The sequence below is a fragment of the Mycobacterium europaeum genome (assembly GCF_002102155.1).
GTDB lineage: Bacteria > Actinomycetota > Actinomycetes > Mycobacteriales > Mycobacteriaceae > Mycobacterium > Mycobacterium europaeum.
The window spans coordinates 22,282-37,906 of sequence record NZ_LQOU01000007.1 but is presented as its reverse complement, the minus strand read 5'-3'; the positions used below and the strand labels follow the sequence as shown (position 1 = coordinate 37,906).

15 protein-coding genes, 1 tRNA gene and 1 pseudogene are annotated in these 15,625 nt (G+C 68.9%); 9 read left to right on the top strand and 8 right to left on the bottom strand.

The features are described from left to right. From AWC03_RS02580 to AWC03_RS02570, 3 genes and pseudogenes are all read right to left on the bottom strand, one after another. A pseudogene (locus AWC03_RS02580) lies at nucleotides 1-110 on the bottom strand (WXG100 family type VII secretion target); the annotation flags it as partial. Nucleotides 111-271: 161 nt separating this feature from the next. Then, on the bottom strand, nucleotides 272-1,438 hold the full coding sequence (locus tag AWC03_RS02575; RefSeq protein ID WP_085238968.1) for a PPE family protein, SVP subgroup: 1,167 nt from the start codon (nucleotides 1,436-1,438) through the stop codon (nucleotides 272-274). A 61-nt stretch (nucleotides 1,439-1,499) separates the two neighbouring features. Next, complete coding sequence (locus AWC03_RS02570) at nucleotides 1,500-2,402, bottom strand: PPE family protein, SVP subgroup (RefSeq protein WP_085238967.1); 903 nt, start codon at nucleotides 2,400-2,402, stop codon at nucleotides 1,500-1,502. A 356-nt stretch (nucleotides 2,403-2,758) separates the two neighbouring features. Between AWC03_RS02570 and AWC03_RS02565 the strand changes: the two genes are divergently transcribed. From AWC03_RS02565 to AWC03_RS02550, 4 genes are all read left to right on the top strand, one after another. After that, nucleotides 2,759-2,832, top strand: a tRNA-Leu gene (locus AWC03_RS02565). A 150-nt stretch (nucleotides 2,833-2,982) separates the two neighbouring features. Then, nucleotides 2,983-3,453, top strand: coding sequence for a hypothetical protein (locus tag AWC03_RS02560; RefSeq protein ID WP_141659122.1), 471 nt, complete (start codon nucleotides 2,983-2,985; stop codon nucleotides 3,451-3,453). Between the two features lie 158 nt (nucleotides 3,454-3,611). Then, a complete protein-coding gene (locus tag AWC03_RS27590; RefSeq protein ID WP_208859282.1) occupies nucleotides 3,612-3,902 on the top strand; it encodes a hypothetical protein in 291 nt (96 codons plus the stop codon). 274 nt (nucleotides 3,903-4,176) lie between these two features. Then, nucleotides 4,177-5,403: a methyltransferase gene (locus tag AWC03_RS02550; RefSeq protein ID WP_085238965.1), complete on the top strand. Its 1,227-nt coding sequence runs from the start codon at nucleotides 4,177-4,179 to the stop codon at nucleotides 5,401-5,403. A gap of 4 nt (nucleotides 5,404-5,407) precedes the next feature. On the opposite strand, the gene AWC03_RS02545 is transcribed toward AWC03_RS02550, so the two are convergent. Then, a complete protein-coding gene (locus tag AWC03_RS02545; RefSeq protein ID WP_085238964.1) occupies nucleotides 5,408-6,421 on the bottom strand; it encodes a chemotaxis protein CheB in 1,014 nt (337 codons plus the stop codon). Nucleotides 6,422-6,627: 206 nt separating this feature from the next. Here AWC03_RS02545 and AWC03_RS02540 point away from each other — a divergent pair, with 206 nt between their 5' ends. Then, the gene (locus tag AWC03_RS02540) at nucleotides 6,628-7,410 is read left to right on the top strand and encodes a hypothetical protein (protein ID WP_085238963.1); all 783 of its coding nucleotides are present in this window, start codon (nucleotides 6,628-6,630) and stop codon (nucleotides 7,408-7,410) included. Nucleotides 7,411-7,493: 83 nt separating this feature from the next. Here the strand turns inward: AWC03_RS02540 and AWC03_RS02535 are convergent, their stop codons facing one another. Genes AWC03_RS02535 through AWC03_RS02525 form a run of 3 tightly spaced genes read right to left on the bottom strand, consistent with a single transcriptional unit; the run spans nucleotide 7,494 to nucleotide 10,938 of the window. After that, nucleotides 7,494-8,507, bottom strand: a complete 1,014-nt coding sequence (locus AWC03_RS02535; RefSeq protein WP_085238962.1) for a VOC family protein — start codon at nucleotides 8,505-8,507, stop codon at nucleotides 7,494-7,496. Between the two features lie 27 nt (nucleotides 8,508-8,534). Beyond that, complete coding sequence (locus AWC03_RS02530; RefSeq protein ID WP_085238961.1) at nucleotides 8,535-9,380, bottom strand: alpha/beta fold hydrolase; 846 nt, start codon at nucleotides 9,378-9,380, stop codon at nucleotides 8,535-8,537. 10 nt (nucleotides 9,381-9,390) lie between these two features. Next, nucleotides 9,391-10,938 carry a bifunctional 3-(3-hydroxy-phenyl)propionate/3-hydroxycinnamic acid hydroxylase gene (locus tag AWC03_RS02525; protein ID WP_085238960.1) on the bottom strand — a complete coding sequence of 516 codons (1,548 nt, stop codon included), beginning with the start codon at nucleotides 10,936-10,938 and terminating at the stop codon, nucleotides 9,391-9,393. A gap of 85 nt (nucleotides 10,939-11,023) precedes the next feature. On the opposite strand from AWC03_RS02525, the gene AWC03_RS02520 reads away from it, so the two are divergent. The 4 genes from AWC03_RS02520 to dmpG are packed head-to-tail and all read left to right on the top strand — an operon-like array spanning nucleotide 11,024 to nucleotide 14,466. After that, nucleotides 11,024-11,680: a TetR/AcrR family transcriptional regulator gene (locus AWC03_RS02520; protein WP_085238959.1), complete on the top strand. Its 657-nt coding sequence runs from the start codon at nucleotides 11,024-11,026 to the stop codon at nucleotides 11,678-11,680. A gap of 5 nt (nucleotides 11,681-11,685) precedes the next feature. Beyond that, nucleotides 11,686-12,474 (top strand): 2-keto-4-pentenoate hydratase, encoded by a 789-nt coding sequence (locus tag AWC03_RS02515; protein WP_085238973.1) that lies wholly within the window; start codon nucleotides 11,686-11,688, stop codon nucleotides 12,472-12,474. Nucleotides 12,475-12,511: 37 nt separating this feature from the next. Continuing rightward, on the top strand, nucleotides 12,512-13,444 hold the full coding sequence (locus AWC03_RS02510) for an acetaldehyde dehydrogenase (acetylating) (protein ID WP_085238972.1): 933 nt from the start codon (nucleotides 12,512-12,514) through the stop codon (nucleotides 13,442-13,444). Then, entirely contained in the window at nucleotides 13,441-14,466 is a 1,026-nt protein-coding gene (dmpG, locus tag AWC03_RS02505) for a 4-hydroxy-2-oxovalerate aldolase (RefSeq protein WP_085238958.1), read from the top strand. The genes AWC03_RS02510 and dmpG overlap by 4 nt, the downstream gene beginning before the upstream one ends. A gap of 31 nt (nucleotides 14,467-14,497) precedes the next feature. Here dmpG and AWC03_RS02500 read toward each other — a convergent pair whose 3' ends face one another. Next, nucleotides 14,498-15,622 carry an AI-2E family transporter gene (locus AWC03_RS02500; RefSeq protein ID WP_085238957.1) on the bottom strand — a complete coding sequence of 375 codons (1,125 nt, stop codon included), beginning with the start codon at nucleotides 15,620-15,622 and terminating at the stop codon, nucleotides 14,498-14,500. Between the last annotated feature and the right edge of the window lie 3 nt (nucleotides 15,623-15,625).

Genomic DNA, 15,625 nt, shown 5'->3' with positions numbered 1-15,625 from the left:
GAGGACGCCCACATCTTGCGAGCCTCGTCCTCAACGGTCTGGGCGTGGACCTCGAAGCGGCCCGCCATCGCCCGCATCTCGTGCGGGTCGGTCATGAAACGTGTTGCCATGTTTTTCTCCTTGTCCTTCAAGCCTTCAGTGCCGAAGTCTTAAAAGTGTGTAATTGATGCGGTGGTGGCCGCGTTATGGACAGATTACGGCCTACCGGCTAACTGCTCGCCTCAAACGGGTGACATATACCCCCTAATTTCCCGTATCGGTGGTCCCGACATCAGACGACAACCTGCTTGGGCATGACGATCGGCTTGAAGCCGTACCGCGGGCCAGAGCCGTAGGCACCGGCGCCCTTGGCCGCCGCGGCCATGCCCGGCATGCCCGGCATCGCGGTGACGGGCTCCGCCTCGGCCGCGGCCGTCCAGCCGGAGCCCTCGAGCGGTGCGGTGGAGGACGCCAACGACGCCGGGGCGGCCGCATTCCAGCCGGCCGGCACGGACAGCCCGCCGACCGCCGAGGCTTCGCCCAAGGCGGCCGATGCACCCGCGCCCGAGACCGAGCCCACCATGGTGCCCTGCACCATCCCGCCGGCGAGCGGGGTGACGGAGTCGGTGAGCGCGAATGGGATCGCCGGCACCGTGCCCAGCGTGTGGCCCAGCGACACGGCCGTCGGGATGGTGTTCATGACGAACCAGGCCGCGGTGTTCACGCCGCCGTTGATGCCGTTGAGCACAGCCGGGGTGCCCAGGAAGTTGTCGATCGAGCTCAGGATCCCCGTGGTCTGGAAGGGCAGGGTGGGCGCCGCCGCGGCGGCCAAAGGTGCCGCGGAGACCGGGGCCGCCAACGCCTGGGCCGTGCCACCTGTCGAGTCGGCCGTGAGCGCGGTGCTGTCGAGTGCCGCGGCCACCGTGGGGTTGGTGGTCGACGTCAGCGGCGTGACGGGCGTCAGCACCCCGGCCACCGCCGATGCGGCCTGGTAGGCGGCCATCATGGCGGCGTCCTGGGCCCACATCGCGGCGTAGTCGGCTTCCGCCGCGGCGATCGCGGCCGAATTGACGCCCAGGAAGTTGGTCGCGACGAGCGTCGCCAGCAACGTCCGGTTGGCCGCGATCACCGGCGGCGGCACCGTCGCCGCGAACGCCGCCTCGTACGCGGCGGCCGAGGCGGTGGCCTGCGCGCCCGCCTGCTCGAGCGTCGTCGCCGTCTCGGTCAGGTAGGCGATGATCGGCTGGGCCGCGGTCGCCGCCGCGGCAGACCCGCCTCCCGTCCAGTTCTCGGTGGTCAGCAGCGAGATGATCGACTCCCACTGGGTTGCCGTGGCGCTCACCTCGGCGGCCAGGTTGGCGTACGCCGTCGCGGCCGCCATCAGCGGCGCGGCGCCCGCGCCGGCGTACATGAGCGAGGAGGTGATCTCCGGGGGAATTGCTGCAAAGTCAAGAACCATTTGTGTTTCCCGCTCCTTTTGTCTTTTGGAATGTGGTGTCTTTTGAGGGAGAGTCCGACGGTTAGACGGTCGCCGGTTTCGGCATGACAATCGGCTTGACGCCGTAGCGCGGCGCGCCGAAGCCGGCGCTGTTGCGCGCGGCCGCGCCCATCCCCGGCATCCCCGGGATGATCGTCCCCGTGCCGGCCTGCGGGGCGGCGGCGGTCCAGCCCACCGTTTCCAGCGGTGCGGCGCTGGTGCCGACCACCGGGCTGGCCGAGCCGGCCCAACTCGGCGGCACCGAGAGGTTGCTGACCATGGTCGCCGAGCCCATCGAGGCCATCGGCATGGCGCCCATGCCGGCCATGCCGCCGCCGGCCATGGGCGTCGTGACGTCGGCGAGCCCGGCCGCGTCGGCGGCGGCACCGGCGGCGTCGGCCGCCGAGGTGTCGAGCAGGCCGCCACCGGCCAGCCCCAGCAGGTCCGAAGCCGCGGAGGCCCAGTTGCCGAAGCCAATGTTGCCGATGTTGGCGCCGTTGCTGGAGAGGCCGAAGATCCCGCCGAGCATGTTCGGGTTGGTGCCGTTGCCGGTGCTGCCGAGCAGCCAGGCCAGGTAGTCGAGCGGGGTGTTCGTGGGCGTGGCAGCGGCCGCAACAGCGGGATCCGCAGCCATGGTCGCGTTCGACAGCGTGGCCTGGGCGGCGTTGACGGCCTCGGTGTTGGCGTAGCTGCCGGAGCTGATGCCCAGGGTCTGCGCATACTGTTCGAGCTGCGCCTGTGCCTCGGCGGCGATGGCCTGGTACTGGGTGCCGAACGCCGAGAAGATCGCCGCCTGCTGGGCCGACACCGGGTCGGCGGCCGCGGGAGCGATGACCGTGGTCGCCGACGCGGCGCCCGTGTTCTGCGCCGCCAGGTTGGTGTTGATCCCCGACAGCAGCTGCTCCGCAGCTAGCATCTCTTCTGTCTGTGTCGTCAGAAATGACATCTATTGCTCCCTAGTGTTCGGAACGACCGACCCCCATGCGGTGGATCGACCCTGAGTGTTCGCGTAACGGCCCCTGTGCGTTGGCGTAACACTAACGACCCCCGACTCCACGTTCCCGGCCGAAAGGGCCGGGGTGACAGCCGTTTACGGCTTCTTAACGAGGAGGGCGGCAGTTTTAACACGGTCCTGTCGGACGACATAGCTGTGTCATCTGTCATCTGCCCGAAAACCGTGGTTAAGGCTCGCGGCGGCGGATCCTAGCCGATGCCTCCCCGGGTCGCATGTGGGCGATTTCGCGCGGTACAGCGGGATGCGGTGTCCCGGATTCGGCGCCCGCGCGCTAGATTCGCCGCCGAGCCCCCATAGCCCAATTGGCAGAGGCAGCGGACTTAAAATCCGCCCAGTGTCGGTTCGAGTCCGACTGGGGGCACCGGCGTCGGCGCAGGTCGGGATGGGTAGCGCAGTCGCTGATCCGGTGATCGTTCCGGGTTGCCTTGCCGTGGAAGATAGAGCCGTTGTGCTCTGTCCGAGCGGCGTCGTCGGGGCGAAGGATCACTGTGCACAGGGTTTAGGAGGCCGGGTGTTCAAGCAAGCCATTGGGGTCGTTGCGGTGGTTCTTCTCGTCGCAGGGTGTTCGACTCACACGCACCCCAGCGGCGGGGGCGCCACCACGACAACGCCGCACGCCCAAGCCGTGCGCGGATGGGTCGAGTTGACCACGGGCGACATACAGAAGCTGGGAATCGCCATGGGCAAGGCCACCTTCGCCATCGGCAGCCAGGACTACCCCGCTCTCGCGGCGGCTTGCCACGATGGTCATGACGCGGCGATCTCCCTGCAGGCTCACCTGCCGTCGCCCGACAAAGAACTCACCGGCGCTCTACAAGCCAGCCTCGACGATTTCGACGCCGCGTCCCACTTCTGCGTCGCCGCGATCGAGGACCGCGATGCCAACGAGGCCCGCCACGCGGGCGAATTCATGAATTCCGCCGAGGGGCACCTGGCGAACGCCACCGCCATCCGCGATCGCATCGTCAACGCAAACCGCTAAGGCGAAGGTCGAACCGGCCTCGTCGGCGCTCGACGGAATGCGACAAAGGGTCCGGCGCGGGAGGACCTTGGCCCCTATCTCTGGCGGCCGGGCAGCGCCGACAGTGAGATCACACGACTTCGTGGCGACCAAGAGAGGGCAACGAAATGAATCGCGAAATGAGCAAGTTCTTCTGCGGAGCGTTCGCCGGCATCGCCTACGCGCACGCGGGTTACGCCGTCGCCGCATCCGCCGGCATCATCGACGAGCCCATCTTCCTCGGAAGGAAGTGGGGCGTCGGGTTCATGTGGACGGAGGCCGTTGTGTACACGGCGATCAGCGCGGCTCTCGGGTACGCCGGGTGGCGTTCACGACCCGTCACGCTGCGCGACGTGAGCGCGCCGGAGACGAACGGGCAGTCCACGCAGGCGGCGGCCGGAACGAAAGTACCGGTGTCTTCGCCGAATTGATCGGTCAACACCTTCAATGCCAGCGTGCTGGCATTGAAGGTGGAGTACGGCTCCGACCTCTCGACGCGGGAATCCAGTTACTTCGCCGGTTGTCCTTGGCCGCGTATTGCCCGCAGTGCCGGGGCCGCATCGACAGCTCGCTGATCTGGCTGATTCCGGGGCCCTCGCTGATATGAACGCGAACCGCGGCCATGGCGTCATACCGTCGACGGGTCGAAAGGCGGTAGGCACAGTAAGTTTGTCGCGACCGCCACCGTGAAGGAGTTGGACCGAAGTGACCGACGATCCGCGGGGCGACGGCGTCTCCCGCCAATACGATCGGTGGGAGTATCCGCCACCGGTGACCGACCTTGCGGCCTGGAGCACCAACCACTGGGATTGGTTCGACCCCTTCCGGGCGCACCGGGTCTTATGGCCAAACCGTGACTACCAGCCGGACCTCGACATCCTCATCGCGGGTTGCGGCACCTTCCAGGCGGCCCTGTTCGCCTTCACCAACCGCGCCGCCAAAGTGGTCGCCATCGACGTCAGCCGGTCCGCGCTCAAGCACCAGCAATATCTGAAAGACAAGCACGGCCTGGACAACCTGGAATTGCACCTCCTCCCCATCGAAGAAGTGGCGACGCTGTCCCGCGACTTCGATCTGATCGTTTCCACCGGCGTCTTGCACCACATGGCAGACCCGCTGGCCGGCCTCGAAGCGCTCGGTGGATGTCTGCGCACCGATGGGGTGCTGGCCGTCATGCTTTACGCGAAGTACGGCCGCATCGGTGTCGACATGCTTGAATCGGTGTTTCGCGACCTCGGACTGACGCAGGACGACGCATCGGTCCAATTGGTCAAAGAGGCGATCACGGTGCTGCCGGCGGACCACCCGGTGCGGTCCTACCTGAAGAACGCGCGCGATCTGATGTCCGACGGCGCCCTGGTGGATACGTTCCTGCACAGTCGCCAGCGAAGCTACACCGTTACCGAATGCCTCGACCTGGTCAGCTCTGCCGGGCTGGCATTCCAGGGATGGTTTCACAAGACGCCTTACTACCCACACCATTTCGTCGCGCCGGCGAGCCGGTTCCAGGCGATGCTGGACCAACTTCCGGACGCCCAATTGTGGTCCGTGATGGAACGCCTGCAGCCGGCTAACGCCACCCACTTCTTCATGGCCTGCCGCCCCGAACGCCCGAGAGAGCATTACGCAATCGACTTCTCGACGGCTGAGGCGCTCGACTACGTTCCGCTGGCGCGCACGGCCTGCCTGCTGTCCGGGGACGAAATCCATTTGCCCGGAGCGAAGCTGCGGCTCAACCCGGCCCAGCTGCCCTTCGTCCAGCAGGTCGACGGCCGCCGCACGATGCGGGCGATCATCGAGTCGGTGGCACAGCGCGATGACGTCGGCCCGGAAAACGCCGACCGGGTCAGGGAATTCGGGCGAAAGCTCTTCCAGTCGCTCTGGCGCATCGACTTTTTGGCGATGGCGCTGAACCCCGGCCTCTCCCGGTGACCGTTCACCCCGTTTCGGTGCTCCCGCCGTTGGCGGCTTTCGCCGCCAGAAGCCCCTGGCGCAACGCGGCGATCGCGTGCGCGGCGCGGTTGGCCGCACCGGTATAGCCTTCCAAATCGACTGCGCTCTCGGCATTTTCGGCCAGAGTGTGCGACAGTCGCGCGGTATCCTTCAAGGTGCGGATCGCCGCCCAGATCGCTTCCTCGAGTGCGTCACCGTAAGCCGAAAGCAGCGCCTGGGCGGTCCACGCATGGCCGACCGGGCAGCGGTACCCGTTGTCGGCAACGGCCATCAGCGCGCCGTTGCAGCTCGGGCACGTGTACCCGCTCGGCGGGCCCAGGTCTTCCATGCCGACCGAAGCGGCGAATTGGCTGCCCATCGCGATCCGGTTCTCCAGTTCGAGCCGCCCGTCCGGGTCCGCCGGCAGCTCTTCGATGTCGCGGTCGGCCAGCTGGCCCAGCAGCCTGCCGATGTCCTTCGCCACCGCGGTCTCATCGACCGCGTTGGCTTTCAAGGCATTGTTGGGCAGATCGGGAAACAGCGCGTCCGCCGGATCCTGGACCACGGTGACTCCTCCCTTGGCCTTGATGGCGAGCAGCCCGGCCACGCCGTCGTCGAGCAGTCCCGACATCAGGACACCGATTGCCCGGGGGCCGTAGTCCAGCGCGACGGATCGGAAGAGCGCGTCGATCCCCGGCCGGTGACCGCTCTCCCACGGCCCGTCCGACAGCGCCACGCGATGGTCGCGGGCAAGCAGATGGTGATCGGGCACGGCGGCGTAGATGCGTCCGGCCTCCAGGACATCGCCGTCGACGGCGGCGACCGCCGGCAACGGGCCGCATCGGCCGATGATCTGCGCCAGCAGGGAAGGCGCTCCCGGGCTCATGTGGATGACGATCATGACCGCGAACGGGAAGTCGGCCGGCATGCCCGCCGCCAGTTCGCACAACGCTTCGATACCTCCGGCGGATGCGCCGATCGCCACCACGCCTTCAGCCGGTCTCGCCGTGCGCGCCATAGCTCGGCCCAGCCTCACCCTGTCCTGGCTGCCAGCTTCCGGAGCCCGCCATCGCCTGCAAACGTCTGGCTTCAAGACTGACGCCGGCGGGGGGCGACGCCAAGGGCCGTAAGCCCCTACTTGGCGGGCCGACCAGACTGACGGGCTGCGGTGTTTCCCCTTGCCGACGACGGCACGGCAATCCGCCGCTCATACACTGGCCCATCGTGGGCATGCTGTCTGGTCTTGCGTCGTGGATCCTTTATTGGGGGCTCGTCGGTAACGTGCCGTTCGGTGCCGCCGCGGTGACGGCCCTGGCGGTCGCGGTCATCGCCCTGGCGGCCGGGGCGGTCGGCGGCAAGCCGGAGCGGACGCTCGAAATCGGTTCTGTCGCAGTGTTTGTGGTGTTGACGGCGCTGACCTTCGCGTTGGGCGACCCGTTCGCCCAACGGTGGATGCTGCCACTCAGCACCGGAGGGTTCCTGGTGGTGGCGCTGGTCGGCACGCTGACGGGCAGGCCCTTCGTGCGCACGTTCGCCGGCGCGGAACAACCCGCCGACGTCGTCAAGACCGAACTGTTCGGCCGGGTAGTGGGGGTCCTGAGCTGGATCTGGGTGGGGACGGCGGCCGGTATGACGGTCTCCTCGGCCATCCCGCCGATCGTGCGGGGTGACGCCACCATCCTGGACGCCAGGACTCCGTTGTCGTACGTGTGTTACTGGCTGATTCCGTTCACGCTGCTGGGTCTGGCGGCGGTGGCCTCGCGGTTCCTGCCCGCGCGGATGCTGATCGGTATCGACGACATCGAGCGCGAAACCTCGTTCGTCGCCTACGACGAGGCCACCATCGACGAGTTGTACTTTCTCGCGCAGGAACACGCGAACCGGGAGGTCGGCCCCGGCAAGGAGGCCTACAACGTCAAGGTGGGAGGCATGGGCACCCCGTTGACCGGCGATGAGTCGCGCAAGTCGTGGCCCTCGACCTACAAGGTGCGCGACAAGGGGCGCTGATCGGGTGCCGTCGCCGGGTCCGCCGCTAGCCGATGGCGGCGACCCGCTTCGCCCGGCTACGCCGCGCTCGCGATCGCCGCTAGCTAGTCGTCGGGGATGCCCGGCGCGCTGAGCGCGGCCACGGTGTCTTCCCGGTGCCGTAGCGAGCGGGCGGCCGCCGCGAACTGGTTGAGTTTGGCGATGACGGTCTGCCCTTCCGGACTGTGGCCCCAGATGCTGATGCCCTGGTGGGTGGTGGGGCTCCAGGTTGCCTCGTCGACGACGATGGGGTTCCAGCCCACCTCCCATTCGAAGCCCGACGGCGTCGCCGCGTAGTAGGACAGCTCCTTGTCGTTGGTGTGCTGACCGACCGACAGGGCGATCTCGAATCCCAGTTCCCTGACCCGCTGGTAGGAGCCGACCATGTCGTCGAGCGTGGCGACCTGCACGTTGACGTGCTGCACGCGGGTGCGAATGGGGTTGACAGGCAATGCATTCACCGACGCGATCGCCACCGAGTGGTGGCGTTCGTTGACCCGCAGGAACCGGATCTTGAACTTCATTCCGCTGATGGTCTCGTCGATGTAGTCCGACAGGCGGGCATCGAAGACGTGGTGGTAGTAGCCGCGCACGTCGTGCGGCTTCTTGGTCGTGAGGGCGACGTGGCCCATTCCGCCTGCGCCGGTGACGAATCCGCTGCCCGGGATGTCCAGCGGCAACGGGGCCCTGCGGGCGGTGGTGTAGATCTCCTGGCCGAGCCCGTTGGGGCCGGGGAATCGCAGGAAGCGCTCGACACCGCGCAGCTTCGCCTCTTCGTCGGTGCCCTCGACGCTGGGCACCCCGTGGTCGGCGACGCGGCGACCGATTTCGTCGAACGTCGGATGGCCGTCGAGCTGCCAGCCCAGCGCCACGACGTCCTCGGCCGGGCCGCGTCGCAGCAGCACGCGACATGCGTCGTCGTCGAGGCGGAACCGGACGGTGTCGGGCGCCATCTCGTCGAGGTGCATGCCGATCGCGTCGCGACCGAAGCGCATCCAGTCGGTCATCTTGTCGGTTTCGATCACGACGTAACCCAGGTGCGCCTTGCCGAACACCGACGGTCGTGCAGTGGTGGACATCTTGATCCCTGTCGTCTCGTGCAGCGATTAGGTGGTCAGGAACGCGGCGGTGACGGCGTTGAACAGTTCGGCGCGCTCCCACTGGACCCAATGTCCGGTGTTGGCGACGAGCAGGACGTCGGCGTTGGGCAGCCGGTCGGAAAGCATCGCCGCGCCGCTGGGCTTGTTCACCTTGTCGTCGCGGCCCCAGATGACCAGTGTGGGCGTCGGGAGGCTGCCGAGCCGGCGGTCGCGGGTGAAGTCCATCCGCCACAGCGTGCGCAACCCCGCGGGTCTTTGCAGCGGCGGATTCGCCACCACCTCGGGGTCGATCGACGCCCGGTAGCGGGCTTCGATCAGCGAGTCCGGCACCGCGTCGCCGTCATGCACCAGGTACGAGCGGATGAACGTGCGAAGCTTTTCCAGGCTGGGGCCGTCCCCGCCGTAGTAGGCCAGCAGGCTCCGCAGGCCCTCGCTGGGCAACCCGCGGCTGGTCCCGACGCCGCCGGGACCCATCAGCACGAGCTTGGTCACCCGGTGGGGGGTGTCCAGGGCCAGCCGCAACGCACACGACCCGCCGTAGGAGTTGCCGACCAGGTGCGCGCAGTCGATGCCGAGCTCGTCGAGCACGCCCCGGATGTGATCGGCGAGGTATCCGAACGGATCTCGGCGAGAGACGCCCTTGGTGGAGCGGCCGTAGCCGGGCATGTCCGGAACGATGACCCGGAAGTGCTCGGCGAGCGGCTCGATGTTGCGGGCGTAGTTCGACATCCCCGACGCGCCCGGCCCGCCGCCGTGCAACAGCACGACAGCCGGGCCACTGCCGGTCTCGGCGACGAAGATGTCCTTCCCTTTGACGCGGACGGTGCGTTCGGTGACGGTGTTCGTGGTCACTGGGTCGTCCTCACGCCGTGAAGCCCGCCGGCGGCGGCGGGAGGGGTTGATGGTCGGTGGCGCCGGCGTAGACGAAGCCGTCGGGCCGCACGACCACCGCCGAGGCGCCCTTCCCGTTCAGCCAGGCGGTCAGCGACCCGTCGGTGTCGACGACGCAGTCGGCACGCGGAACGCTTTGGGGCGCAATCACTTGCAGGACGGGCACCCCGGCGGCCCGCCAGTCCGGCCAGTCGAATGCGGGGCCGCTGTGCAGCACGGTCCAGCGGCCGCCCACCACGTCGTCGAGACGCACCATGTCGCCCTTTTCGTCGCGGACCCAGGGCTGGGGGATGAGCCAGCCGACGGCCCGGTTTCCGTTGCCGGCCAGCAGACCATCGGAGTAGCGGGCGTCGGGTAACCAGCGGTGTTCGCGCAGCCAGGTCAGGAAGTAGGGCAGCTTGCTTGCGGTGCGGAATAGATGATTGCGGGCCGCGGCGCGCCACCGGTTGCGTTCGATGATGAGCTTGCCCGTCTTCACCGCGCGGTTGGTCACCTCCTGCACGTGCGGCAGCCGCTCGGTCTGATAGGTGTCGAGCACGGATTCCGGCAGCGACCCGTTCAGCACGGCCCCGAGCTTCCAGCACAGGTTCGCCACGTCCCGCACCCCCGCGCACATGCCCTGGCCGATCCACGGGGGCATCGCGTGGGCGGCGTCGCCCGCCAGGAAGATCCGGCCCACCCGCCACCGGTCGGCGAAGCGGACGTGGTGGCTATAGCAGGCGAAGCCGAGGATCTGCACGTTATCCGGCGATATTCCCTGGCGGCGCAGCACCTTCCAGATCGCGTCCTCCGACAGCAGGTCACGTTCGTCCTCCTCGTCGCGCACCGGGAACTCCCAGCGGTGGTGTCCCAGCGGGGTGGGGCAGTCGACGGTCGGCCGGTCGGGGTTGCAGTGAAACCGGAGCTGGTCGTGACCGGGCCATTGCTTGAGCACCCTGGTGTCGATGACGATCCAGCGCTCGGCGTAGGTGCGGCCGCCGAATCCGACGCCCAACTGGGCGCGGGTGGCGCTGGATCCGCCGTCGGCGGCGATCACGTAGGTGGCGCGGATCCGCCGAAACTCGTCGGTGGTCAGATCGGCCAGCATCAGCTCGACGCCGTCGGGGTGCGGAACCAACCGCAGGCACTCGTGCTCGAGCAGGACGGACACGTTGGGGAAGCGGTCGACGCCCTCGCGCAGCACCTTCTCCAGCGCGGGCTGATAGATGAACTGCTGCGGCGGGTGCCCGTTACCCCTGGACGCGGGCAGCAGCTTGACGAAGGGCACGCCGTTGGCGTCGACGAAGTTCGCCCCGCAGCCGGGCTGCATGTCGGCGTTGAGCCGGTCCGCCAGCCCCACCTGCTGCCAGATGCGAACCACCTCCTCGTCGGTGGAGATGGCGCGTGCCCGCGCATAGATGTCGGGATCACGTTCCACCACAACGACGTTCAGTCCCAGTTGGCCCAGCAGGTTCGCCGCGGTGCAGCCGACCGGGCCGTAGCCGACGATCGCCACGTCATAGGTCTTTCGGTCCGTCATCTCGGCCCTTCCGGCGGCTTGTTAATGTAGTGATCCATACAGTAAGCTTTCGTCAGGTGAGCGTCAACACCCCGAAGGAGGCACCGTGACCGTCGACGCCGGCAGCACCGGCCCCACCGGATCCCGCGCCGGACGGCGCACCCGGGCCAACGGGGAGCAGTCGCGCGAGCGGATCCTGGACGCGGCGACGGAGGTCGCCACCGAACGCGGGTACGACGGCACCACGATCTCACTGGTCAGCAAGAAGAGCGGCCTGCCGCCGACCTCGATCTATTGGCACTTCGCCGACAAGGACGACCTGATCGCCGCGGTCATCGAGCGCAGCTTCGGCCGCTGGCTCGCGGCGCTCGACCTGCCCGGGGGCGCCCTGGTCCAGGAGCGGGTGGCCGACCTCGGCACGCAGGTGGCCAAGGCGCTGCTCGATGCGCCCGACTTCATCCGGCTGGGGTTGATGCTGGCGTTGGAGCGCCGCCCGGTCGAGCCGCGGGCGAGGGAGATGTTCCTCCAGGTGCGCGACGCGGCCTTTCACCGGTTCGAGGCGATCGTGCGCGATGTCGCGCCGGAGCTCGACGAGGAGGGTGTGCGCCTGCTGACCACCTACGCGATCGCCGGGGCCGACGGGCTGTTCATCGCCAAGGAGGTCGGCGGCGACTCGGTGGACCTGATCAAACTGTTCGACCTGCACGCCCGCCTGGTCTTCCAGTCGGCGACCCAACTGCTGCAGTCGGGGGAACTCACGTGATCGAGTTGACCGCCCAGGACCCGCAGCTGGACGAGGCCGCCCAACGGTTGTACGCGGCGCAGGCGACCGGCAACCCGATCCCTCCGCTGACCGAGGCCTACCCGAGCCTCAATGTGGCGCAGGCCTATTGGGTGCAACGGCGCAACCTCGCGCGCCATCTCGGGGCAGGCGCCCGCGTGCGTGGCCACAAGATCGGGCTGACCTCCGCGCCGATGCGGGCGCTGCTCGGTGTCGACGAACCCGACTTCGGCTACGTCCTGGACACCATGGTGCTGGACGACGGCGCGGCGGTGCCCAGGCGGGCATTCTGCACGCCGCGGGTGGAGCCGGAAGTGGCGTTCCTGCTGCGGGCCCCGCTGCGCGGTCCCGGGGTGACGGCGGCCGCGGTGATGGCGGCCACCGGGGCGGTGGCCGCGGCGCTGGAGATCGTCGACAGCCGCATCGCCGACTGGCGAATCACCCTGGCGGACACCGTCGCCGACAACGCCAGCTCCGGCGCCGTGGTGCTGGGCGAGTGGGTGCCGATCGCGGACGCGCCGTCGCTGCCCGGCACCACCGCGGCGCTCTACCTCAACGACGCGCTCGTCGAAACGGGGCGGGGCGCCGCCGTGATGGGTGATCCGGCGGCGGCCGTCGCCTGGCTGGCCAACGCCCTGGCCGAGTACGGAACGGCGATCGAGGCCGGGCAGTTGGTGATGTCGGGCTCCTACACCACGGCCGCCTTCGTCCAGGCCGGAGACCGCGCAGCGGCCACCATCACCGGCCTCGGCGCCGTCGGCGTGAGTTTCGCGTAGGCCGGGAGGAAACACCATGGCCGGTCGGCGATTTCCCGTGGCGATCATCGGGTCGGGCAACATCGGGACCGACCTGATGCTCAAGATCATGCGGGGCGGCGGACCGCTGACGATCGCGGCCATGATCGGCATCGACCCCGCCTCCGACGGGCTGGCCCGCGCGGGCCGGCTGGGGGTGCCGACGTCGTCGGACGGCATCGACGGACTGTTGGCCATGCCGGGCTTCGATCAGGTCCGCCTGGTGTTCGACGCCACCTCCGCCGAAGCCCACGCCACGCACTGGGATGCGTTGCAGCACAACGGCGTACGTGTTCTCGACCTCACCCCGGCCGCGATCGGCCCGTTCTGCGTGCCGGTGGTCAACCTCGAAGACCACCTCGACGCGCCGAACCTCAACATGGTGACGTGCGGGGGGCAGGCCACGGTGCCGATCGTGGCCGCGGTGAACCGGTCGGCGCCGGTGGCCTACGCCGAGATCGTGTCGTCGATCTCGTCGAAGTCCGCCGGCCCGGGCACCCGCGCGAACATCGACGAGTTCACCGAAACAACCGCCACCGCATTGGAAGTCGTCGGCGGCGCGCAGCGGGGCAAGGCGGTGATCGTCCTCAACCCCGCGGACCCGCCGATCCTGATGCGCAACACGGTCTACTGCCTCGTGGAAGGCGATTGCGATCACGCCGCGATCGAGGCGTCCATCGCCGCGATGGTGGAGCGGGTCCGGCGCTACGTGCCCGGATACCGGCTCAAGCAACCCGTACAGTTCGAGACGTTCGGTCCCGACCACCCCCTGCACATCCCCGAGACGGGGAAATTCATCGGCACCCGGGTCACCGCCCTGCTGCAGGTGACCGGCGCCGCGGACTACCTGCCGGCCTACGCCGGCAACCTCGACATCATGACCTCCGCGGCGCTGGCCACGGCGGAAAGCATTGCGGCGCATTCGTTCACGGGCTCGGGGGTGTCGTCGTGACCGACCGGCTCCACATCAGCGACGTCACCTTGCGCGACGGGATGCACGCGGTGCGCCACCAGTACACGCTGCGCCAGGCCGCCGACATCGCCGCGGCGCTGGACGCCGCAGGGGTCGACTCCATCGAGGTCGCCCACGGCGACGGGCTGGGCGGCTCCAGCTGCGTGTACGGGTTCGGCGCACACACCGACCTGGAGTGGATCGAAGCGGTCGCCGGCGCGGTCCGGCGCGCGAAGATCGCCACGCTGGTCCTGCCGGGAGTCGGCACCGTCGGCGACCTCGCCGCGGCGCACCGGGCCGGGGCCGCCGTGGTGCGGGTCGCCACCCACTGCACCGAGGCCGACATCTCCGCGCACCACATCGCCGCCGCCCGCGAGCTGGGCATGGACACCGTCGGGTTCCTGATGATGAGCCACCTGACCACCCCGCGGGCCCTGGCCGAGCAGGCCGGGTTGATGGAGGGGTTCGGCGCCGGCTGCGTCTACGTCGTCGACTCCGGCGGCGCGATGACCATGCGCGACGTCGCCGAGCGCGTCGACGCGGTGCGCCAAAAGCTGTGCGCCGAGACCGAAGTCGGCATCCATGCCCACCACAATCTGTCCCTGGGCGTCGCGAACTCGATGGTCGCCGTCGAGCACGGGTGCCGGCGCGTCGATGCGTCCCTGGCCGGCATGGGCGCCGGTGCCGGCAACGCCCCGCTGGAGGTCTTCATCGCGGCCGCCACCCGGATGGGCTGGCCACACGGCTGCGACCTCAACGCCCTCGAGGATGCCGCCGACGACCTGGTCCGCCCGCTGCAGGCGCGTCCGGTGCGCGTGGATCGCGAGACGCTCACCCTCGGCTACGCCGGCGTGTATTCGAGCTTCTTGCGCCATGCGGAGGCGGCGGCCGAACGGTTCGGCGTCGACGCCCGCACGCTCCTGGTCGAGGCGGGGCGCCGCGGCATGGTGGGTGGGCAGGAGGACATGCTCGTCGACATCGCCCTCGACCTCGCCGGGAGCCGCGCGGCGGCGCGGGCGTAAAAGCCTTCGCGCGCAACGGTTTCGGTGCCGCTCACGCCTCGTCCAGCGCCGGGAACAGCAGTTCCTGCGCGAGCAGCTGCAGGGCCGCCGCCAGCGGGATGGCGACCAGCGCTCCGACCACGCCCAGCCACGCGGCGCCGAGGAGCACGGCGACCACCGTGACGCCGGCCGGCACCCTGACCGCCCGGCCGATGATCCTGGGGGTCAACAGATAATCCTCGCCCAACCGGAATCCCATGTAGAACGCGACGGTCGCGATGGCGATCGGGATCGAGACGCTGAGCGCGACGGCGGCGACGACGAATCCGCCCACCGTCGAGCCGTAGGGGAAGAGGTCCAAGACGGCCACCACGACACCCAGCAGAACCGCGTAGGGGACGTCGAGCAGGACACACCACACGAAAGTGGCGAACCCCGCGATGACCGACGTCAGCACGTTGCCGAAGAGGTAGGCGCCGAACTTCGCCACCACTTCGTCGCCGATCAGGATGGCGCGCGGCCGGCGGGAGTTGGGCATCAGCCGGTAGAAGCCGGCCCGGATGCGGCGCATGTCGGCGAGGAAGTAGATGGTCAGCATGGCCACGATGCCGATGTGGGACAGCACACCGAACACCTCCGACCCGGTGCGGACGACCCCCGCGACGGTGAAACGGCCGGATCCGGTGACCAGCTCGGTGATCCGCTGTTGCAGATGGACGCGCTCGTCGAGCCTGCCGAGCAGCGACGAGCGGTCTTGCATGTGCTGCAGGTAATGCGGCAGTTGCTCGGCGAGCTGGCGCGCCTCCTGCACCAGCGGGGGAATGGTCGCGGCCACCGTCCCGGCGATGAGGGCGAACACGAGCGTCACCACCGCCGTGACCGCCGCCCACCGCGGCAGCCCGTGGTTGACGAGCCACGACACGGCGGTCTCGAGCCCGAGCGCGAAGAACATCGCCACGCCGATCAAGACCAGCACCGAGGACATCGACCCGAGGACACGCACCGCCGCATAGGTCACGGCCACGCCGGCCGAGGCGGTCATTCCCATCACGAACGGGGAGCGCCGGTCGAACCGCTCGCCGCGCCGACCGAAACGATGTTCGTCCGAGCGCAACCGGGCGGCCCGTCGTTCGGCTTCGACGATCACCCCTTCGTCGTCGCGGTGCGGCTGACCCACCAG

What these genes read in the sequence shown, in the direction of transcription:
- AWC03_RS27590 (WP_208859282.1), top strand. Translation starts at nt 3,612, where the DNA reads ATGAGCAAGTTCTTCTGCGGAGCGTTCGCCGGCATCGCCTACGCGCAC.
- AWC03_RS02535 (WP_085238962.1), bottom strand. Translation starts at nt 8,507, where the DNA reads ATGTCCACCACTGCACGACCGTCGGTGTTCGGCAAGGCGCACCTGGGT.
- AWC03_RS02575 (WP_085238968.1), bottom strand. Translation starts at nt 1,438, where the DNA reads ATGGTTCTTGACTTTGCAGCAATTCCCCCGGAGATCACCTCCTCGCTC.
- AWC03_RS02570 (WP_085238967.1), bottom strand. Translation starts at nt 2,402, where the DNA reads ATGTCATTTCTGACGACACAGACAGAAGAGATGCTAGCTGCGGAGCAG.
- AWC03_RS02545 (WP_085238964.1), bottom strand. Translation starts at nt 6,421, where the DNA reads ATGGCGCGCACGGCGAGACCGGCTGAAGGCGTGGTGGCGATCGGCGCA.
- AWC03_RS02525 (WP_085238960.1), bottom strand. Translation starts at nt 10,938, where the DNA reads ATGACGGACCGAAAGACCTATGACGTGGCGATCGTCGGCTACGGCCCG.